Raw genomic sequence first — 19,656 nt, 5'->3', positions numbered from 1 at the left:
GATGATCTATCGGATTGCTCATCAACGATTTCCATATATCATGGCGGCCCGTCGCTCACAGCCACCAAGGACGAAATATGCGTGCCTCCCTTGCATGTCTGCTGCTTGCCGTCACCCTGCCTTATGCGGTGACCGCGCAGGCTTTCGAACCGAAAGGTGCCACCTCCGCCGACGCCAAGGCGGCGGAAGACAAGCTCATCTGCCGCCGGGAAGTGCCGGTCGGCTCGCTGGTCGCCTCGCGCAAGATGTGCCTGACCAAGGCGCAATGGGCCGAGCGGGAGCGCGTCGGCAACGACGTCGCCCGGCAGATGATCTATGACAATCAGGGCCGCCCGTCCGGGAGCAATTGATCCGGCAACAGGGTGGCAGGGGGCGGGTTCGCCAAACCGCGACCATGCTTGACTGCACCTGCACACAGGGCTAAGCGCCCGCCTTCGCGATTTGGCCCCGCATTCCGGTGAAGCGGTGGCCCTGCCCCCGGCCTTATGGCCGGGCCAGCAGGCGGAACCGGAACCAACGTTGTCGCAGATTGGAGATATCAGATGTCGAAGCGCCATAGCGCCAAGCACAAGCTCGACCGCCGGATGGGCGAAAACATCTGGGGGCGTCCCAAGTCCCCGGTGAACAAGCGCGAATATGGCCCCGGCCAGCACGGCCAGCGCCGCAAGGGCAAGATGTCGGATTACGGCCTGCAGCTGCGCGCCAAGCAGAAGCTGAAGGGCTATTACGGCGATGTGACCGAAAAGCAGTTCAAAAAGGCCTATGAGGAAGCGTCGCGCATGAAGGGCGACACCTCGCAGAACCTGATCGGCCTGCTCGAACAGCGCCTCGACATGATCGTCTATCGCGCCAAGTTCGCGCCGACCGTGTGGTCGGCCCGCCAGCTGGTCAGCCACGGCCATGTCCGTGTCAATGGCGTCAAGTGCAACATCGCGTCGCGCCGCGTGCGTCCGGGCGACATCGTCTCGCTGGGTGAAAAGGCCAAGCAGATGACGCTGGTGATGGAAGCGCAGAGCCTCGCTGAGCGCGAAATCCCCGATTACGTCGCGCCCGACGGCAACGACAAGATCACCTTCACCCGCGTGCCGACGCTCGACGAAGTGCCCTATCCGGTGAAGATGGAACCGAATCTGGTGGTCGAATTCTACAGCCGCTAATCCGGCCCGTTCGATCCGAACGAAAAAGGGCGGTCCGTGCGGGCCGCCCTTTTTTTATGTGCCGGGCTTTTGGGGCGGCCGGATCAGCCTGCCGGCTTGTCCGCAAACGCCGCGCGGATAAACGCCTCGCTGCGCGTCAGCATGTCGGCCCGCGCCGTCCCGTCCCTCAGGCTGTGGGCAAGCCCCGGATAGATGTGCAGTTCGGCCGGCCGGCCCTTGTCCTTCAGCGCATCGGCCATCATCCGCGACTGGACGACATCGACATTCTGGTCGAGCGTCCCGTGGAAAAGCTGCACCGGCACGGTGATCGCCCCGGCATTGCGATAGGGCGATCCCTGTTCGACCTGCGGCCCGGATCCGATTTCGAACCGCGCCAGCCGCGCCGCAGTCGAGCGCGCATATTGCGCCTTGAGCGTCGCGAAATCGGTGACCGGCGCGACCGCGACAATCGCCTTGAACAGCCCGGGGGCGATCACGCCCGACTGGAGCGCCGCATAGCCGCCATAGGACCAGCCGAAGATCGCCAGCCGGCCGGGATCGGCAATCCCCTCGGCCACCAGCCAGCGGCCGCTGTCGACCACATCGCCGATCGCGATGCGCCATGATTTGAAGCCGTTCTCGCGCAGCCATGCGTCGCCATAGCCGGCCGAGCCGCGATAATTGGGCTGGAGCACGGCAAAGCCCTGATGCGCGAAATATTGCGCCAGCCAGTCAAAGCCCCATTCATCGCGCGCGCTCGGCCCGCCATGCGGCATGACCAGAGCGGGCAAGCCCTTGCCGGTCGACCCCGGCGGCAGCGTCAGATAGGCGGGCACCTGCGTCCCGTCCCCCGCCTTGACGAAGACATGGCGCACATTGGCCAGCGTCTTGTCGGCCAGCCCCGGATAGAGCCGGAGCAGCGGCCGCAGCTGTTTGGAGCTGCGGTCGAGCAGGAACAGCGTGCCGGGATCGACATCCGATGCGGCCGAGACCAGCAGCCGCTGTTCATCGTCGCTCGCCCCGGCAAAGCCGATGGCCGGGGCCCCGGGCAGCGCGCGCGACAGGGACTCACGCAGCCGTGCAAGCCCGGCGTCGAAATAATGGGCATGCGTCGCATCGGTGGTGTAGCCGACGCCAACCACGCGGCGCTTGCGCCCGATGCGGATCAGATCCCCGACATCGACCGCGGGATGCGCGAACACCAGCTCCTCACGGTCCGATCCGTCGAGCGCGTGGGCGAACAGCGCCAGCCGCCCTTGATGACGCCGATAGCCATAGGCCCGATCAAGATCGGGGTCGACGGCGAACGGGTTGAACCCGTCACCGGTGCGGCTGTCATGGTCGCCGAGCGGTCGCCAGTCGCCCCCGGTCTTCAGCCGGTAACGATAATTGGTGATGCCGGTGGCGACATAATCACCGGTGAATTGGGTAGATCCGATGATGCGCAGCTGACCGAGGCCGTCGGTGATGAACTCGCCAATCTCGACGGTCGCCGGGGTGGTCGCGCGCGACCTGAGCGTCCGGGTATCGACCAGATCAAGGCTGTAGCCCTCGGCGGTCCGCCGGACCAGCGTGCGCGGGTCGGCATCCGGCACGTGCCAGCGCGACATCAGCACCGCACCGTCGGTGCCGGGCGCGAAATCAACCAGCTGGCCACCAAAGCCGCTGACATAGGCGGCATTGCCCGACGGACGTTCGGAAATGACCTTGAGATTGCCGCCATCGGCATCGAGCGCGATCCAGCGTGTCGCGCCGAGCACATAGCCCGAATATTCGCCAAGCGCACCGATCCGGCAGGCGAGCCGTGTCGCCGCCACCCAATGACAGCGTTCGATCCATTCCGGCTTCCCGGTTGTCGAAATCACCGGGGCCGGCGTGGCCGCCCCGGCGAGATCGACGACGAACAGGATGTTGCCGCCGCCCGCACGCGGGGCGAGATAGGACAGGCGTTGCCCGTCGGGCGACAGATCAGCAGCGATATAGGCGGGCAGCGCGCCGAACGCCTCGGCCGGCGTCGGTGCCGCGCCATTCGCGGCCGATGCGGTCATCAGTCCCGCCACCAACGGCAACAATATGGCCGTCGCGGCCGCCCTGCCGACAGGCCGGCTGCAGTTCGTCCTGGTCAACACGCGCCCCCTCTGGCCCATACGGACGTCCCGCGCCGGAGCGCTGCACGCAGCCCCCCGGCGCGCGGGACTTTCCCGCCTTCCCCCTCACGCCCGACCACCCTATATCGGCGCGACGTCCGCGCCCAAGGGCGGACCGCATCCATTCCGGTTTAATCTGCCGGTTCAACAGCTTGATGGACAAGATAACGATGCCGCCTTTCCGCCAGCCACCCGAATGGGCCCCGCACGACTGGGTGTGGATCGGCTTTCCCAGCGACCCCGAGCTGTGGCTGGAGGATCTGGCCCCCGCCCAGGCCGAGGTCGCGGCCTTTGCCGCGGCCGTGGCAGCCGATGGCGCGGGCGAGCGGGTGCTGGTGGTCGCGGCCGATGACGATGCGGCGGCCGCTGCGCGCGCGCTGGCGGTGCCGGGGGTCGAGGTGATGGTCGCCCCGTTCGGCGATATCTGGCTGCGCGACACCGGCCCGGTGATCGTCTCCGCCGCCGATGGCGCGCGCGCCGGCCGGGGCTTCCGCTTCAATGGCTGGGGCGGGAAATATGATCTGCCCGGCGATGACGATCTCGCCGGGCGGCTGGCGGATGCCGCCGGTCTCGCCTTCACCGCTGCCGATTATGTGCTGGAAGGCGGCGCGATCGACACCGACGGCACCGGGCTGGCGGTGACGACCGAGCAATGCCTGCTCAACCCCAATCGCAACCCGGCGCTGTCGCGCGCCGACATCGAAGCGCGGCTGGCGGCCGATCTGGGGCTGACCCGCATCCTGTGGCTGGGCGACGGGCTGATCAACGACCATACCGACGGGCATGTCGACAATCTGGCGCGCTTTGTCGGGCCGGGCCGGCTCGCCATTCCCGAACCGGCGGGCGAGGATGATCCCAATGCCGCGATCTACCGCGACGCGGCGGCACGCGCCCGCGCCTTCGGGCTGGAGGTGGTTCCCGTCCCCTCGCCGGGCCGGGTGGAGCGCGACGGCGATATCGTGCCGGCCAGCTATATGAACTTCTATATCGGCAATGCCACGGTCGTCGTGCCGCTTTATGGCGCGGCAAATGACGATGCCGCTATCGCCGCATTCGCCCGCATCTTTCCCGACCGCCGCGTCGTCGGCCAGCGCGCCGACCATGTGCTGACCGGCGGCGGCAGCCTTCATTGCATCAGCCAGCAGGTGCCCCTGTCATGACCGAACTCACCGTCGCCGCGCTGCAACTGCCGCTGGGCGGCAGCGCGCAGGACAATATCGCCCATGTCAGCGAACTGGTGCGCGAGGCCGCGGCGCGCGGCGCGCAGGTCATCCTGCCGCCCGAGCTGTTCGAGGGGCCGTATTTCTGCCGCGTCGAGGATGAAGCGCTGTTCGCCACCGCGCGCCCGATGGCCGAACATCCAAGCGTGCTTGCGATGCAGAAGCTGGCCGCCGAACTGGGCGTCGCCATCCCGACCAGCTTTTTCGAGCGCGACGGGCCGCATCATTACAACAGCCTGGCGATGATCGACGCGACCGGCGCGATCATGGGCCTGTATCGCAAGAGCCATATTCCCGACGGCCCCGGTTATGAGGAGAAATTCTATTTCCGGCCGGGCAATAGCGGGTTCAAGACCTGGGCGCTGCCCCAGACCATGGTCGGCGTCGGCATCTGCTGGGATCAATGGTATCCTGAATGCGCGCGCGCGATGATGCTGATGGGGGCCGAGGCGCTGTTCTACCCGACCGCGATCGGCAGCGAGCCGCACGATCCCGGCCTCGACACCAGCCGGCTGTGGCGGCGGGCGATGATCGGCCATGCGGTGTCGAACGTGGTGCCGGTGATCGCCGCCAACCGCATCGGCACCGAGGACGGGCAGCATTTCTATGGCCACAGCTTCATCTGCGACGAGCGCGGCGATCTGGTCGCGGAGTTTGGCGCGAACGAGACCGGCGTGCTGGTCGCAACGCTCGATATCGACCGGATCCGGCGGCACCGCGCGGCGTTCGGCTTTTTCCGTGACCGGCGGCCGGAGCTGTATCACCGGCTGGTCGAGGACAGATGAGGCGATGGCCGGGCCGCGCGGCGCTGGCGGCGCTGCTGACCTGCGCGTCCCTTGCCGGGGGCGATGCCATGGCTGCTGACGCCCGGCTCGGCAATCCGGTCGGCTATTTCGAGATTCCGGTGACCGATCTTGATCGCGCCATCGGCTTTTACGAAGCGGTGTTCGGCGTGACGCTCGAACGCCAGACCATCGATGGCTATCAAATGGCGCTGTTCCCCGCCCTCGACGGCGGCGCGGGCGCGAGCGGGGCGCTCGCGCGCGGCGATGTCTATGTGCCGGGCAAGGCCGGGCCGGTGCTTTATTTCGACACCCCGGCCCTTGAGGCAACGCTGGCCCGCGCCGTCGCGCGCGGCGCGGCGATTCTCTATCCGGTCAAGGACATCGGCGCCGCCGGCCGCATCGCCGAGATCGAGGACAGCGAGGGCAACCGCATCGCCCTGCACGAACGCCCGCGCCGCTGAAGCGCAGCGGCCGGCACGGCGCGCCAGAGGAGAGGCGTATTTATTGCGCCCGCCATCCGTCTCCAGATTCCGGCTGCCGGTTGCCGGTTGCAGCAAGCCGCACGGCCGGCAACGAAAGCGCTTGCCGCATCGCAATCTATTCGCAATAGCGATGCGACTGATTATTAATAACGGATTGATCGATGCGCTTCGCCCTGCTGCTGTCCGCCGCCCTGACTGGCCTGTCCGCCGCTCCCTTTGCGGCTCATGCCGGCACGCCGGCCACCGCCGGGATGATGGATGGCGAGGTTGAATCCGCCAGCGCGCCTGACGCCGCTGCGCCGGGCGACATCATCGTTACCGCCACGCGCACGGAGCTGCCGGTCACGGCGCTGCCGCTGACCGCCAGGGTGATCGACCGCGATACGCTCGACCGGCAGCTGCAGATTTCCGGTTCGGTCGTCGACGCGGTCGCAGCGCTGACGCCCAGCTTCTCGCCGTCACGCCAAAAGCTGACCGGCCAGGGCGAAACGCTGCGCGGCCGATCGCCGCTGTTCGCGATCGACGGCATCCCGCAGACCGCGCCGCTGCGCGACGGATCGCGCGACGGCTTCACCATCGATCCGTTTTTCATCGACCGCGTCGAACTGGTGCTGGGCTCGAACGCCCTGCAAGGCATTGGCGGCACCGGCGGCGTCATCAATCAGGTGACCGTGTCGGCCCCGGCCGAACAGGGATGGAGCGCGCGCACGATCCTGACCGGCACTGCCGAGAATGGCTGGCGCGGGGACGGGCTGGGCGCCAAGGCCGGGGCGCTGGTCGCCAACCGCTCGGGGGCGTTCGAGATCGTGGTGGGCGCGGCCTATGAACGGCGCGGCGTGTTCCGGGACGCGCAGGAACGGCGGATCGCGCCCGACGGCACACAGGGCGACCTGATGGATTCGGACAGCTTCAGCCTGTTCGCCAAGGCAGGGCTGGCGCTGGGCGACGGCGTGCGGCTGGAGGCGATGGCCCAGCGTTTCCAGCTGCAGGGCGATGGCGATCTGGTCGCGGTCGCCGGCAACCGGGCAACCGGCCTGCCATCCACCGGCGCGGCGGGCATCGTGCCCGGCGCAGCGCCGGAAAATCTGGCCGAATCGGTCGCGCTGACGCTGACCGCCGACGATCTGGCGGGTGGCGCGCTGCGCGTGCGCGGCTTCTGGAACCGCACCGCCGACATTTACGGCGGCGGCATTTTTGCCGATTTCCAGGATCCGGCGATCGCGCCCCTCGGCACGCTGTTCGACCAGTCGCAGAATATCAGCCGCAAATGGGGCGTGAATGCCAGCTGGGAACGCGGCTTCGGCCCGCTCAACCTTGTGCTTGGCGTCGATCTGCTCAACGATGCCACCGTGCAGAAACTGGCCGCGACCGACCGTGCCTGGGTGCCGCCGACCGATTATCGCAGCATCTCCCCCTTTGCGCAGGCCAATCTGGCGCTGTTCGACGACAAGCTGCGGCTGGCGGGCGGGCTGCGCTGGGAAAATGTCCGCATCGACATCGCCGATTACCGAACGCTGTGGTTTTACGGCCCGCAACAGGTGGGGGGCGGCAGCCCGAGCTTTGACCGGCTGCTGCCCAATGGCGGCATCGTGATCGAACCCAGCCCCGGCATCCGCGCTTATGCCAGCTATGCCCAGGGCTATACGGTCGCCGATATCGGCCGCATCACCCGCGCGATCCGCACGCCGAATGTCGATCTCGACCGCTTCCTCGATATCGCGCCGGTCATCGCCGACAATCGCGAAATCGGCGTCGAAATCCGGCGCGGCCCGGTGGAGGCAAGCGTCACCTATTTCTGGTCGGACAGCGACCGCGGCCAGCTGCTCGTGCTGGTCGGCGATGTGTTCGAGGTGCAGCGGCAGCGCATCGAGATCGAGGGGCTGGAGGCAAATCTGTCGGTCGCCACCCCGGTTGACGGGCTGCGGCTGGGCATCGGCTATGCGCATCTGGCCGGCCGGGTCGATGGCAATGGCGACGGGCAGGTGGACACCGATCTCGACGGCGCCAATATCGGCCCGGACCGGCTGAACCTGTCCGCGGACTGGGCGATCGGCCCGGTGGCGCTGCGCCTCCAGTCGCGCACGCATTTCGCCCGCCGCTTCCGTGGCGGCGATCCGCGCAACGATTTCGGCGGCTATCACCTGCTCGACGGTGCCGTGAGCATGGACACCAAATGGGGCCGGATCAGCCTGTCGGCGCAGAATCTGCTCAACCGGCAATATATCGACTATAACAGCGACACCCAGCGCCCGACCGACAATCTGCGCTTTTTCGCCGGGCGCGGGCGCAGCGTGACGCTGGGCTGGCTCGGCCGTTTCTGATGCACCGCGCGCTCGGCCTGTTCCATCGCTGGCTGGGCGCGATCATAGGTGCCGGGCTGGCCGTGCTCGGCCTGTCCGGCACGCTTTTGCTGTGGAAACCCTGGTGGATCGGCGTGCCGCAGGTCGCGCGCGCCGCCGAACCGGCGGAAATCGGCGCGATCACCCGCGCTGCCGAACGGCTGGGTGCCGGCCATGTCACCCTGCCCTCGGCCGAATTGGGGGTCGCCCATGCCGGGCTGCCGGGCGGCGGCGGGGCCTATCTGTCCCATGATGGCAGGCTGCTCGCGCGCTGGGACAATATGTGGGAACGGCCCGAAACGCTGCTGTTCGACCTTCACCACCATCTGCTGATGGGCGAGACCGGAGAGATCATCTCCGGCTGGTTCGGCCTTGCCGCGTTGTTGTTCGTCATCACCGGCGCGATCCTGTGGTGGCCGACTCGGCGCACCTTTGCCTGGCGCGCCCTGCCCGCGCGGCTGACCCGGCCGGCGATCATTCGCCATCACCGCGATATCGGCATTATCATCGCCCTGCCGCTGCTGCTGGCGGGCGCGACCGGCGCGCTGATGGTGCTGAAGCCGCTGAGCCGGGCGGTCTTCGCGCCCCTGTCGACGCCCGCAGCCATCGCTGCATGGCAACAGCCGCCACCCGCCTTTTCGGCGCGGCGTTCAGCGCCGGACTGGCCGGTCCTCGTCGCTCAGGCGCAGGCGCGATTCCCGGTGGCGGTGCCGCGAATCATCATCTGGCCGAAAAAGCCCGGCGATCCGGCCATGATTCGGATGCGCCAGCCGGCCGAATGGCACCCAAATGGCCGCACAACGCTGTCTTTCACCCCCGACGGCCGGATGCTTGCCGCGCGCGATGCAACCCGCGCGCCGCGCGCCGTGAGGGCGCAGAACGCGCTTTATCCGCTTCATGCGGCGCGGATGACAGGCAGCCCGCTGTCGGTGCCGCTGCGCATCGTGCTGACGCTCACCGGGCTTGGGCTGACACTGCTCGGCAGCCTGGCGGTGATGAGTTTCTGGCAATCCCGGCCGCGCAACCCGCGGTGACGGCCGCAAGCGCGCCGGCGGCGCCGCCATCCGGCATTGCGCGCAAAAATGCGGCCTGAACCAGAGATTTGGGAAAATGGCGCGCCCGGAACGATTCGAACGTCCGACCCTCAGATTCGTAGTCTGATGCTCTATCCAGCTGAGCTACGGGCGCGTTGGAGGTGGGCCAGTAGCCCGGAAATTCAGGGAGCGCAAGCCCATTGCGAGCCCATTGCGAGCATTGTTTCAAACGCCTAGGCCGATGGCCATGCGCAGCCTCAGCCCGCTTGCCCTTCTGCTCCTTGCCGCCTGTGCGTCAGGGGGTGCCGCCCCGTCGCTTCGCCACCGCGCGATCGAGGATCGCAGCATGGACGAGCCGGTGCGCACGCCCGCCGCGCCGGGCGCGGCAGATGCGGCGCTTACGGCGCGAATCGCCGCGCTGCGCGCCGATCTGGCGGCTGCTGGCCGGGCCTTTGGCGAACTTCAGCCGGCAACCGCGCAGGCGGTGGCCGGTGCGGGGGCAGAAGGCAGCGAATCATGGGTGGCGGCGCAGCTGGGGCTGACGGCACTGGCCGACGCCCATGGCCGCACACCGGCGATCCTGGCCGAGCTTGACGGGCTGATCGCCGCGCGGCTGGCCGAGGGCCAGGAGAGCGGAGTAGCCGAACTGACCGCGCTGCAGGCCGACGCCGTGCGGCAGGCCGACGCACAGCGCGCGCAGCTCGATTCGCTGTCGGCGCGGCTGGCGCGCTGACCGGGGCGGCGTCGCACCGCCCGATCAGCCCTGACCCTTTTGACCTCCCGCCCCTCAGCCGTGGCGGCTGGCGGCGACCGCCGCCGCATGGGCGCGGCCATTTTCGACATAATGGGCCACGCCCAGCCGGTTCATCGCCACTTCGGCGTCGCTCAACGCGCGCATCAGCCGCGCCGGGCGGCCGCCCCACAGCTCGCGCGCGGCGATGCGCTTCCCGGGGGTCAGCATCGCGCCGGCGGCCAGCATCCCGTCACCCTCGATCCAGGCCTTGTCCATGATGATCGCGCCCAGCCCGACAAAGGCGCGGTCTTCGAGCACGCAGCCATGGATCATCGCCATATGGCCGATCAGCACATCGTCGCCGATCAGCGTCGGGCTGCCGGCATCGCCGGGCGCGCGCGGCGAATCGCAATGGATGACGGTGCCGTCCTGAATGTTGGTGCGCGCGCCGATGCGGATATGGTTCACATCGGCGCGGATCACGCAGTTATACCAGATGCTGGCATCCGGCCCGATTTCGATATCGCCGATCAGCCGGCATCCGGGCGCGACGAACGCGCTGTCATGGATGCGCGGCCTTTTGCCGCCCAGTTCGATGATCGTCACCCCGTCCACGCCTGTTCTCCACGAAGATTCATCCCGCGACTCCAAAAATCCGGCAAATGGGACTCCTAGTGCCGCCGTCCGGTGCGGATCAGCGGCAGGATCGATCCATAATCATCGCTCCACCCGGCAAAGCCCGGCATCGGGCGCAGCGCCCGCCAGCCGCCGAGGCTACGCGGGGCGGCGGCGTCGATCACCGCCGGATCGGGGCTGAGCGCCACCCAGATCGAGCTGTTTTCCAGCCGCGCCGCCGGCGTGCCGGGCCGCACCCGGTGGTCGAGCAGCCGGGCCGACCAGCCCCCAGCCAGCGCCGCCTGCGCGATCACCGGTTCCAGCCGCAAATGCCGGTTGGTGATATGGACGAGCAGCAGCCCGTTCGGGGCCAGCACGCGGCGATAGAGCGCGAACGCCTCCCCGGTCAGCAGGTGCATCGGCACCGCATCCGATGAAAAGGCATCAAGGGCGAGCAGATCGAAGCTGCCGGGCCGCGCGCGGGCGAGTGACAGCCGCGCATCGCCGATCACAATCCCGGCCCCCGGCGCGCAACCGGACAGGAAGGAAAAGCGCGTCCGCGCCACCCGCACCATCAGCGGGTCGATCTCGAAAAACCGCCACTGCTGGCCCGGCCGGGCATAGCAGGCGAGCGTCCCCGCCCCCAGCCCGACCACGCCCACCCGCGCGCGCGGCCCGGCAATCCCCGGCAGCGCGGTGAGCGCGCGGCCAATGCCGGCATCCGGCCCGTAATAGCTGGTCGGGCGCAGCCGTTCCGGCCCGGCCAGACGCTGCAGGCCATGGGCGGTGGTGCCATGGGCAAGCACCCGCACCCCGCCCCGGTCGCGCACCGTGTAGATCCCGAAATAGCTGCGCATCCGCGCGCCCGGCTGGTTCGACAGCGACAGCGCATCCGCCCCGCCCGAGACGAGCAGGATGCCCAGCACAGCAACCACGAACACCGCGCGCCGCCCGGCACAGGCAATGGCGATGACGCCGATCAGCAGCGCCGCCAGCATCATGCCCTGCGCGGCGCCAAACGGCCCGATCCGCGCCAGCGCCGCCGCCACGATCAGCGCGATCAGCACCGGCCCGGCAAGGACGATCATGCGCCCCGCGGCCCCCGGCAGACGCCACAGCGGCACCAGCGCGGCCGCCGCCAGCAGCAGCAGCGGATGCTCATAGCTCCAGTCAAAGGCGAGCGGCGCGACCAGCGCGGCAAACGCCCCGCCCAGCGCCCCGCCCAGCGCCATCGCCAGATAAAAGCCGGTCAGATGGCGCGGCGACGGGCGTGCATCGTAAAGCCGCGCATGCAGCGCCACCGCCACGATGAACAGCAGCGCGAGCGCGGCCAGCGCGGTTGGCAGCGGCCGCCCGGCGACCGGCTGCACGGCGAGCGCGACCAGCGGCAGCATCAGCACCGGCGCGGCGCGCACGATCAGCGCCGCCGCACCGCGCCGTTCGGCAAAGGCAAAGGTGAAGCTGAGCAGATAAAGGCCAAGCGGCGCGACCCAGAGCAAGGGCATCGCGACGATATCGGTGGTGAGGAAAGTGGTCGTCGACAGGATCAGCCCCGACGGCACAAAGGCAAGCACCACCCACAGGCCGCGCTGCCGCCAGCCCGGTGCCGGCGAAGGATCGAAGCCGGCATCGTGCCGGTCGACGCCCGCGCGCGGCAGCACCAGCGCACAGCCGAGCGTCAGCACGGTCAGCAGCACATAGCCGAGCGACCAGAACTGGCTCTGCCCGGTCAGCGCAAGGCGCGGCTCGACCAGAAACGGATAGGCGAGCAGCCCGGCAAAGCTGCCGAGATTGGACGCGGCGTAGAGCGGATAGGGATCGCGCCCCCCGGTCGCCGCGCCATACCAACGCTGGAGCAACGGGGCCTGGGCGGCGACCGCGAGGAACAGCGGCCCGATCGACGACAGCAGCAACCCGGGGACCCACAGCACCGGCGACACATCCGGCCCCGGCGTGCCGCCCGAAAGCGTGATCGGCAGCATCAGCCCGGCGAGCGCGAGCAGCAGCAGCTGCACCGCCGACTGGGTGCGCGGGGTGAAGCGCGACAGCAGATGAGCATAGCCATAGCCGCCGAGCAGCAGCGCCTGATAGACGAGCATCGCGCTGTTCCACACCGCCGGCGCGCCGCCCAGCCGCGGCAGCGCCATGCGCGCGACCATCGGCTGGATCAGGAACAGCAGGAATGATCCGGTCAGGATCGCGCCGATGAACAGCCAGCCATGGTCGCGCCGGTCTTCGCCCAGCGCGTCGGCAGCCCCGGCGCCGAGCGCCGCCGTCGCCATGGTCAGCGGCCGAGCAGCCGGGCCGCGTGCGGCGCGTGATAGCTGAGCACGCCCGCACAGCCGGCGCGCTTGAACGCGGTCATCGTCTCCAGCACCAGCGCGTCGCGGTCGCCTGCACCGGCGGCCACCGCCGCCTCGATCATCGCATATTCGCCCGACACCTGATAGGCGAAGACGGGAACCTGAAACGCCTGTTTCACCCGCCAGATGATATCCAGATAGGCGAGACCGGGCTTGACCATCACGCTGTCCGCACCCTCGGCCAGATCGAGCGCGACCTCGCGCAGCGCCTCCTCGGCATTGCCCGGATCCATCTGATAGCTTTTCTTGTCGCCCGACAGCCGCCCGCGCGAGCCGACGGCGTCGCGGAACGGCCCGTAAAAGGCGCTCGCATATTTGGCGGCATAGGCCATGATCTGGACATTGACATGCCCCCCGGCCTCCAGCGCCGCGCGGATCGCCGTCACCCGCCCGTCCATCATGTCGGACGGCGCGATGATGTCGGCCCCGGCCCGCGCCTGATTGAGCGCCTGTTCGACCAGCACCGCCTTGGTCGCGTCGTTGAGCACATAGCCTGAAGCATCGACCAGCCCGTCATGGCCGTGCGCCGTATATGGATCGAGCGCGACATCGGTGAGCACGCCGATTTCGGGGGCGGCATCCTTGATCGCGCGGATCGCGCGGCACATCAGATTGTCGGGGTTGAGCGCCTCGCGCCCGTCTTCGGTGCGCAGCGCGGCGGGGGTGTTGGGGAACAGCGCGATCACCGGAATGCCCAGCTCCCGCGCCTCCACCGCGCGCTTTGCGATCAGATCGACCGACCAGCGCGACACGCCGGGCATGGTCGCGATCGGTTCTTCCACCCCCGTCCCTTCGACGATGAACAGCGGCCAGATCAGATCGGCCGGCGTGACCACCGTTTCGGCGTGAAGACGGCGGCTCCAGGCGGCGGCACGGGTGCGGCGCAGGCGCAGGGCGGGAAATGCAGCTTGACTCATGCACCAGACCTAGCGCGAACCTTGCCCCGGATGCCAGCACAACCGCCCGCCTCATACCCGCCGACTTCGCCTCCCGTTGCCACGGCACGCGAAGACGCGCTGCCGCGCCGCGCGGCGCTGGTCGTCAACGCCCGGTCGCGCAAGGGCCGCGACCTGTTCGCCGAGGCGCGGAACAGGCTGGAGGCGGCGGGGATCGAGCTGGTCGCCGCCCATGCGGTGCGCGATCCGCGCCAGTTGCAACAGATCATCCGCCGCGTGCTGGCCGATGATCCGCCGATGGTGATCGTCGGCGGCGGCGACGGCACGCTGTCGGGCGTGGTCGATGATTTCGTCGCCCATCATGCGGTGTTCGCGCTGCTGCCACTCGGCACCGCCAACAGCTTTGCCCGCACGCTGGGCATCCCGCTCGACCTCGATGGCGCGATCGCGGTGATTGCCGGCGGACGGCGGCGGCGGATCGATCTGGGGATGATCGACGGCGATTATTTCGCCAATGCCGCCGCCATCGGCATGTCGCCGCTGATCGCGCAGACGGTGCCGCACGGGCTGAAACGCTGGTTTGGGCGCATCGGCTATATGGCGTGGGCGGCGCTGGTGTTCACCCGCTTCCGCCCGTTCCGGCTGACGGTCGATGGCGAAACCATCGATGCGGTCGAGGTGCGGATCGCCAATGGCCGCTTTCACGGCGGGACCGAACTGATCGAGGATGCAGCGGTCGACAGCGGCGAAATCGTCGTGCAGGCGGTGATCGGCGATGCCAGCCACCGGCTGCTGACCAGCTGGGCGGCGAGCATCCTGAAGCTGAGCTGGCGGCGGCGCACAGTGCGCGAATTCCATGGCCGGGCGCTCTGCATCGAAACCGATCCGCCGCTGCCGATCTCGATCGACGGCGAGGTGCTGGCCAAGACCCCGGTGACGGCGCGCGTCGCCCCGGCAGTGATCGAGGTCGCCGCGCCGCAGGCCTAGGGCATTTTCGAGCCGGGCAGGCTTGCCCGGTGACTCGGAAAAAGCGGCGAACAAAAAGGCGCGTGCGGGGCCGGCGCGCTCAGCCGGTGAGATTGCTCGCCGCGCGGGCCGTCGGAGGTGCGGGCGCGCGCCCCATCCCGCCGCTGCGCCAGCCGCCGAAGCGGTAATAGAGCGCGGTCAGCACGACGGACACCGCCGACCCGGCCGGAAAGCTCCACCAGATCGCATCCGCGCCCAGCACCGGGCCGAACGCCACCGCAAAGCCGAACCGCACCGGCATCAGCGCGACCGTCAGGATGAGGAGCGGCACCATCACCGCGCCGTTCGCGCGCACCGTGGCCGACATGACGGCAGTGATGCCGAACAGGATCCAGCTCCACGCGACGATGCGGTTGACATGGGTGGCGATGTCGAGCGCCGCCCCCGCATCGGCCAGGAACAGCCCCAGCAGCGGGCGTTCGGCCAGAATGACGCACAGCACGACCAGCCCGGTCATCACGATGTTGATCGCAATCCCGGCGCGCATCGTCTGTTCGACCCGCGCCCATTGCCCGGCGCCCAGATTCTGCGCCGCGACCGCGCTTACCGCCGCGCCCACGGCCATCGCCGGCATCTGGATATAGGTCCATAGCTGGTTGGCAGCGCCAAAGGCGGCGATGGTCGCCACCCCTTCGGCATTGATCAGGAACACCATCATCAGCACCGACACCGACACGACCAGCATCTGCAGCCCCATCGGCACGCCCTTGGCCAGCAGCAGCTTCACGATCGCCGGATCGGGCCGCAGATAGCGCCATTGCGCCCCGCTCAGCCCGATCGGCAGGTCACGCGCGCGAATATAGCCGAGCAAGCCCGCCAGCCCGGCCAGATTGGCGATCAGCGTCGCCAGCGCCGATCCGGCAATGCCCAGCGCCGGCACCGGGCCAAGCCCCAGGATCAGCAGCGGATTGAGCACCACGTCGAGCGCGGCGGTCAGCCCCATGAAGATCAGCGGCGTCACCGCATCCCCTGCCCCGCGCAGCGCCATGGTGACGAGCACGGTGACGAAACTGGCCGGCACCGACAGCAGGATGACGCGCAGATAGAGATCGGCCAGCCCATGCGACTCGGTGGGCGTGCGCAGCAGATCGAGCAGCCGGTCCGCCGCAAGCCAGCCGGCCACCATGACGACCAGCCCGAAGATCAGGAACAACCCCAGCGCGGTGCCGAACACCCGCCGCGCGCCGTCAATGTCGCGGCGGCCGAACGCCTGGCCGATCAGGATCGTCGCCGCCATGCCGAACCCGAACATGGCCGCGAACAGCAGGAACATGACCAGGCTGGCATTGGTCGTCGCCGCGAGCGCCGTCGGCCCCAGAAACCGCCCGATCCACACCGCGTTGATCGAGGCGTTGAGCGACTGAAGCACGCTCGACCCCATGGTCGGCAGCGCGAACAGGATCAGCGTGCGGGCAATCGGCCCGGAGGTCAGATCCCTGCCCCCGGCCCGCCCGCCGCCGCGTGCTGCCCCGCCCGGGCTCACCCGAGCCGCGCGCGCGCCGCGGCCAGCCGTTCGGCCTCGGCGGCCTTGTCGGCATGATCGGCGCGCGCCTTGGCGACCGCTTCGGGCTTGGCGCGCTCGACAAAGGCCGGATTGTCCAGCCGCTGGGCAAGCGCGTCGCGCTCCTTCTCAGCGGCGGCAATCGCCTTGGCCAGCCGCGCGCGTTCGGCTTCGAGATCGATCACCCCTGCGAGCGGCAGCGCATAGGTCGCCTCGTCGACGACGATCTGCAACGCCCCGCCGGCAGGTGCCGCGCCGGGCGTCACCGCATCGATGCGCGCCATCCGGGCGAGCACCGGCCCGTTCCGGTCGATCCGCGCCAGCGTCGCCGCCGCCGCGTCGCGGACAAAGGCCGACAGGCGCGCCCCCGGGGCGATGCCCAGTTCGGTGCGCGCGGCGCGCACTTCGCCGACCAGCCGGATCAGCCAGTCAATCTCGCGCGCGGCATCGTCATCGGCGGGGATCGACGCCGCATCCGGCCAGCGCGCGACGATCAGTTCGTGATCGCGCGGCCCCATTGCGTGCCACAGCTCCTCGGTGATGAACGGCATGAACGGGTGCAGCATCACCAGAATCTGGTCGATCGCCCAGCCGGCGACGGCGCGAGTCTCGTCGTCGATCTGGCCCTTGATCAGTTCCAGATACCAGTCGCAGAACCGGTCCCAGACGAAGTGGTAGATGGTGTTGGCCGCTTCGTCATAACGCAGCCCGGCCAGCGCCTGATCGAGCGCGGCGACGGTCGCGCGCACTTCGCCAACGATCCAGCGATTGACCGGCAGGGTGGCGGGCGGCGGCACCGGCGACGACGACGCGCCGATGCCGTTCGCCTGCGCGAAGCGGGCGGCATTCCACAGCTTGGTCGCGAAATTGCGATAGCCCTCGACCCGGCGCTCATCGAGCTTCACGTCGCGGCCCTGGCTTTCCATCGCCGCCAGCGTGAAGCGCAGCGCATCGGCGCCGTAACGCTCGATCAGGCCCAGCGGATCGACGGTATTGCCCTTGGACTTGGACATTTTCGACCCGTCGGCCGCGCGCACCAGCCCGTGCAGATACAGCGTGCGGAACGGCACCTCGCGCATGAAATGCAGCCCCTGCATGATCATGCGCGCATCCCAGAAGAACAGGATGTCAAACCCCGAAATCAGCACGTCATTGGGATAATGGCGCGCGAGCATTTCGCTCTGATCGGGCCAGCCCAGCGTGCCGAACGGCCACAAGGCCGAGGAGAACCAGGTGTCGAGCACATCTGCATCGCGGGTCAGCACGACATCGGGGCCGATCGCCGCCCGCGCCTGCGCCAGCGCCTCATCCTCGGTTTCGGCGACGAACACCTGCCCGTCGGGCGCGAACCAGGCCGGGATGCGGTGCCCCCACCACAGCTGGCGCGACACGCACCAGGGCTGGATGTTGTCCATCCAGTTGAAATAGGTCTTGGCCCAGCTTTCGGGCACGACCCTGATCGCGCCGGAACGCACCGCCTCGATCGCCGGCTGGGCCAGCGTCTTGGCATCGACATACCATTGGTCGGTCAGCCAGGGTTCGATCACCACGCCCGAACGGTCGCCATAGGGCGTCTGGATCACCCGGTCCTCGACCTTGTCGAGCAGCCCTTCGGCCTCGATCAGCTCGACGACACGGCGGCGGGCGGCGAACCGGTCCAGCCCGATCAGCTCGTCCGGCACCAGATTGTCGGCGGTCTGCACGATCCGCGCCTCGGCATCGAGCATGTTGAGCATGTCCGCCGCCTTGAAACCGGCACGCACGCCGACTTCGAAGTCGTTGAAATCATGCCCCGGCGTGATCTTGACCGCGCCCGACCCCAATTCAGGATCGGCGTGCTCGTCGGCCACGATCGGGATCAGCCGGCCGGTGATCGGCAGCCGCACCTGCCGCCCGACCAGCGCGGTGTAGCGCGGATCCTCGGGATGGACGGCAACCGCCATGTCGGCGAGCATCGTCTCGGGCCGGGTGGTGGCGACCATGATATGGCCCGACCCGTCGGCCAGCGGATAGCGCAGATGCCAGAAATGGCCCTGCACCTCGCGCGTCTCGACCTCCAGATCGGAAATCGCGGTGCCAAGCTTCGGGTCCCAGTTGACCAGCCTCTTGTCGCGGTAGATCAGCCCCTGACGATACAGGTCGACAAACACCTTGAGGACGGCACGGCTAAAGCCTTCGTCCATCGTGAAGCGTTCCTGCGCCCAGTCGCACGACGCGCCCAGCCGGCGGAGCTGGCGGGTGATCTGGCCGCCGCTTTCTTCCTTCCAGCGCCAGACCCGCTCGACAAACGCCTCGCGGGTGAAATCGGTGCGCTTTTCCCCGGCGGCGTTCATCTGCCGCTCGACCACCATCTGGGTGGCGATGCCGGCATGATCGGTGCCGACCACCCACAGCGCGTCGCGCCCCATCAGCCGGGCATGGCGGATCAGAATGTCCTGCAACGTGTTGTCGAGCGCATGGCCGATATGCAGCGAGCCGGTGACGTTGGGCGGCGGAATGACGATCGTGAACGGCTCGGCATCGGGACGCGCGGGCCGGAACAGGCCGCTGCCTTCCCAGTGCGGATACCATTTCGCCTCGATGGCGGCGGGATCGAAAGTCTTGGCAAGCTCGCTCATGCACCGGCCTTAACCCGATCCGCCCCCGGTCTGGCAAGGGCGGCCAGAGAAAGAGCGGCCAAAGAAAGAACGGCCTGGGAAAGAGCAGGCAGGACGGCTGCGGGTCAGATGCCCCGGCCGCTGATCCGCGCGACTTCGCGCGCGACGGCTGCATTGACGATTTCGGGCAGCCGCGCGTCGAGCCAGTCCTTGAGCATCGGGCGCAGCATTTCGCGCACCAGCGCTTCAAGCGTCAGATCGCCCGCCCCGCCTTCGGGCCGCACCACCATGCGCGACAAGGCAGCGAGCGCCTGCCGGCTCGCCTCGGCGGCGCTGGTCGAGATCAGTTCGTCGGCGGTCGAGGTGATCGCGCTGACCGTGGCGATGCCGCCTGTCTCGGGCGCAGGCGGCGCGGCATAAGCCGGCGCAGCGTCCGCCGGCACGTCGCCCGCCGGCTGGGGATCGACCAGCGCGGAATGGAGCGGCCCGGCGGCAAAGGCCGGAATGCCCCCCGCCCCGCCAACCGGATCGGTGAGTTCGAGCACATCGGGATCATCGCCCTGGGGCGGGGCATCGGCGGCGCTGCCATGCCCGTCAGCCGCGGACGCGGACCGGATGCGGCGGCCACGCGCGGTGCCGTCACTGTCCTCGGCAATGATGCGTTTGATGGACGAGAGAATCTCTTCCATCGAAGGTTCGGTGCCGCCCTGCGCCATCATCAACCCCGCGCCATCATGGTCCCCGCACGCCCCCCGATCAGCCATAATGACGCGCCTGCGCCA

16 protein-coding genes and 1 tRNA gene are annotated in these 19,656 nt (G+C 68.7%); 9 read left to right on the top strand and 8 right to left on the bottom strand.

The window, feature by feature from the left end:
* Positions 1–77 precede the first annotated feature (77 nt).
* Entirely contained in the window at positions 78–350 is a 273-nt protein-coding gene (locus tag OPU66_RS05630; RefSeq protein ID WP_498552631.1) for a hypothetical protein, read from the top strand.
* Between the two features lie 192 nt (positions 351–542).
* Entirely contained in the window at positions 543–1,157 is a 615-nt protein-coding gene (rpsD, locus tag OPU66_RS05625; RefSeq protein ID WP_498552630.1) for a 30S ribosomal protein S4, read from the top strand.
* An 83-nt stretch (positions 1,158–1,240) separates the two neighbouring features.
* On the opposite strand, the gene OPU66_RS05620 is transcribed toward rpsD, so the two are convergent.
* The gene (locus OPU66_RS05620; RefSeq protein WP_498552629.1) at positions 1,241–3,184 is read right to left on the bottom strand and encodes an alpha/beta hydrolase family protein; all 1,944 of its coding nucleotides are present in this window, start codon (positions 3,182–3,184) and stop codon (positions 1,241–1,243) included.
* A 269-nt stretch (positions 3,185–3,453) separates the two neighbouring features.
* Here OPU66_RS05620 and OPU66_RS05615 point away from each other — a divergent pair, with 269 nt between their 5' ends.
* From OPU66_RS05615 to OPU66_RS05595, 5 genes are all read left to right on the top strand, one after another.
* A complete protein-coding gene (locus tag OPU66_RS05615; protein ID WP_498552660.1) occupies positions 3,454–4,443 on the top strand; it encodes an agmatine deiminase family protein in 990 nt (329 codons plus the stop codon).
* The gene (gene aguB, locus OPU66_RS05610) at positions 4,440–5,288 is read left to right on the top strand and encodes an N-carbamoylputrescine amidase (protein WP_498552628.1); all 849 of its coding nucleotides are present in this window, start codon (positions 4,440–4,442) and stop codon (positions 5,286–5,288) included. Before OPU66_RS05615 ends, aguB begins: the two co-directional genes overlap by 4 nt.
* A complete protein-coding gene (locus tag OPU66_RS05605) occupies positions 5,285–5,749 on the top strand; it encodes a VOC family protein (protein WP_498552627.1) in 465 nt (154 codons plus the stop codon). Before aguB ends, OPU66_RS05605 begins: the two co-directional genes overlap by 4 nt.
* Before the next feature lie 182 nt (positions 5,750–5,931).
* Positions 5,932–8,091, top strand: a complete 2,160-nt coding sequence (locus OPU66_RS05600; RefSeq protein ID WP_498552626.1) for a TonB-dependent receptor — start codon at positions 5,932–5,934, stop codon at positions 8,089–8,091.
* The gene (locus OPU66_RS05595; RefSeq protein ID WP_498552625.1) at positions 8,091–9,143 is read left to right on the top strand and encodes a PepSY-associated TM helix domain-containing protein; all 1,053 of its coding nucleotides are present in this window, start codon (positions 8,091–8,093) and stop codon (positions 9,141–9,143) included. Before OPU66_RS05600 ends, OPU66_RS05595 begins: the two co-directional genes overlap by 1 nt.
* 77 nt (positions 9,144–9,220) lie before the next feature.
* Here the strand turns inward: OPU66_RS05595 and OPU66_RS05590 are convergent.
* Positions 9,221–9,297, bottom strand: a tRNA-Arg gene (locus OPU66_RS05590).
* Between the two features lie 93 nt (positions 9,298–9,390).
* Here OPU66_RS05590 and OPU66_RS05585 point away from each other — a divergent pair.
* Positions 9,391–9,876, top strand: coding sequence for a hypothetical protein (locus OPU66_RS05585; protein ID WP_498552624.1), 486 nt, complete (start codon positions 9,391–9,393; stop codon positions 9,874–9,876).
* A 54-nt stretch (positions 9,877–9,930) separates the two neighbouring features.
* Here the strand turns inward: OPU66_RS05585 and OPU66_RS05580 are convergent, their stop codons facing one another.
* Genes OPU66_RS05580 through hemB form a run of 3 tightly spaced genes read right to left on the bottom strand, consistent with a single transcriptional unit; the run spans position 9,931 to position 13,771 of the window.
* Entirely contained in the window at positions 9,931–10,491 is a 561-nt protein-coding gene (locus tag OPU66_RS05580) for a gamma carbonic anhydrase family protein (protein ID WP_498552623.1), read from the bottom strand.
* Between the two features lie 56 nt (positions 10,492–10,547).
* A complete protein-coding gene (locus tag OPU66_RS05575) occupies positions 10,548–12,773 on the bottom strand; it encodes a spermidine synthase (protein WP_498552622.1) in 2,226 nt (741 codons plus the stop codon).
* Positions 12,774–12,775: 2 nt separating this feature from the next.
* Positions 12,776–13,771: a porphobilinogen synthase gene (hemB, locus tag OPU66_RS05570; RefSeq protein WP_498552621.1), complete on the bottom strand. Its 996-nt coding sequence runs from the start codon at positions 13,769–13,771 to the stop codon at positions 12,776–12,778.
* Between the two features lie 30 nt (positions 13,772–13,801).
* Between hemB and OPU66_RS05565 the strand changes: the two genes are divergently transcribed.
* The gene (locus OPU66_RS05565; RefSeq protein WP_498552620.1) at positions 13,802–14,737 is read left to right on the top strand and encodes a diacylglycerol kinase family protein; all 936 of its coding nucleotides are present in this window, start codon (positions 13,802–13,804) and stop codon (positions 14,735–14,737) included.
* Positions 14,738–14,816: 79 nt separating this feature from the next.
* Here OPU66_RS05565 and OPU66_RS05560 read toward each other — a convergent pair whose 3' ends face one another.
* The 3 genes from OPU66_RS05560 to OPU66_RS05550 all read right to left on the bottom strand — a co-directional run bounded on the left by OPU66_RS05560 (position 14,817) and on the right by OPU66_RS05550 (position 19,638).
* Positions 14,817–16,259 carry an MATE family efflux transporter gene (locus OPU66_RS05560; RefSeq protein WP_498552619.1) on the bottom strand — a complete coding sequence of 481 codons (1,443 nt, stop codon included), beginning with the start codon at positions 16,257–16,259 and terminating at the stop codon, positions 14,817–14,819.
* Positions 16,256–18,895 (bottom strand): valine--tRNA ligase, encoded by a 2,640-nt coding sequence (locus OPU66_RS05555; RefSeq protein ID WP_498552618.1) that lies wholly within the window; start codon positions 18,893–18,895, stop codon positions 16,256–16,258. Before OPU66_RS05555 ends, OPU66_RS05560 begins: the two co-directional genes overlap by 4 nt.
* A gap of 104 nt (positions 18,896–18,999) precedes the next feature.
* On the bottom strand, positions 19,000–19,638 hold the full coding sequence (locus OPU66_RS05550; protein ID WP_498552617.1) for a DUF2497 domain-containing protein: 639 nt from the start codon (positions 19,636–19,638) through the stop codon (positions 19,000–19,002).
* Positions 19,639–19,656: the final 18 nt, after the last annotated feature.

This window comes from Sphingomonas sp. URJC2 (genome assembly GCF_059803575.1).
This window is presented reverse-complemented; position numbering and strand designations above follow the sequence as displayed.

What these genes read in the sequence shown, in the direction of transcription:
- hemB (WP_498552621.1), bottom strand. Translation starts at nt 13,771, where the DNA reads ATGAGTCAAGCTGCATTTCCCGCCCTGCGCCTGCGCCGCACCCGTGCC.
- OPU66_RS05630 (WP_498552631.1), top strand. Translation starts at nt 78, where the DNA reads ATGCGTGCCTCCCTTGCATGTCTGCTGCTTGCCGTCACCCTGCCTTAT.
- rpsD (WP_498552630.1), top strand. Translation starts at nt 543, where the DNA reads ATGTCGAAGCGCCATAGCGCCAAGCACAAGCTCGACCGCCGGATGGGC.
- OPU66_RS05595 (WP_498552625.1), top strand. Translation starts at nt 8,091, where the DNA reads ATGCACCGCGCGCTCGGCCTGTTCCATCGCTGGCTGGGCGCGATCATA.
- OPU66_RS05620 (WP_498552629.1), bottom strand. Translation starts at nt 3,184, where the DNA reads ATGACCGCATCGGCCGCGAATGGCGCGGCACCGACGCCGGCCGAGGCG.
- OPU66_RS05615 (WP_498552660.1), top strand. Translation starts at nt 3,454, where the DNA reads ATGCCGCCTTTCCGCCAGCCACCCGAATGGGCCCCGCACGACTGGGTG.
- aguB (WP_498552628.1), top strand. Translation starts at nt 4,440, where the DNA reads ATGACCGAACTCACCGTCGCCGCGCTGCAACTGCCGCTGGGCGGCAGC.
- OPU66_RS05585 (WP_498552624.1), top strand. Translation starts at nt 9,391, where the DNA reads ATGCGCAGCCTCAGCCCGCTTGCCCTTCTGCTCCTTGCCGCCTGTGCG.
- OPU66_RS05600 (WP_498552626.1), top strand. Translation starts at nt 5,932, where the DNA reads ATGCGCTTCGCCCTGCTGCTGTCCGCCGCCCTGACTGGCCTGTCCGCC.
- OPU66_RS05605 (WP_498552627.1), top strand. Translation starts at nt 5,285, where the DNA reads ATGAGGCGATGGCCGGGCCGCGCGGCGCTGGCGGCGCTGCTGACCTGC.
- OPU66_RS05565 (WP_498552620.1), top strand. Translation starts at nt 13,802, where the DNA reads ATGCCAGCACAACCGCCCGCCTCATACCCGCCGACTTCGCCTCCCGTT.
- OPU66_RS05575 (WP_498552622.1), bottom strand. Translation starts at nt 12,773, where the DNA reads ATGGCGACGGCGGCGCTCGGCGCCGGGGCTGCCGACGCGCTGGGCGAA.
- OPU66_RS05550 (WP_498552617.1), bottom strand. Translation starts at nt 19,638, where the DNA reads ATGGCTGATCGGGGGGCGTGCGGGGACCATGATGGCGCGGGGTTGATG.
- OPU66_RS05555 (WP_498552618.1), bottom strand. Translation starts at nt 18,895, where the DNA reads ATGAGCGAGCTTGCCAAGACTTTCGATCCCGCCGCCATCGAGGCGAAA.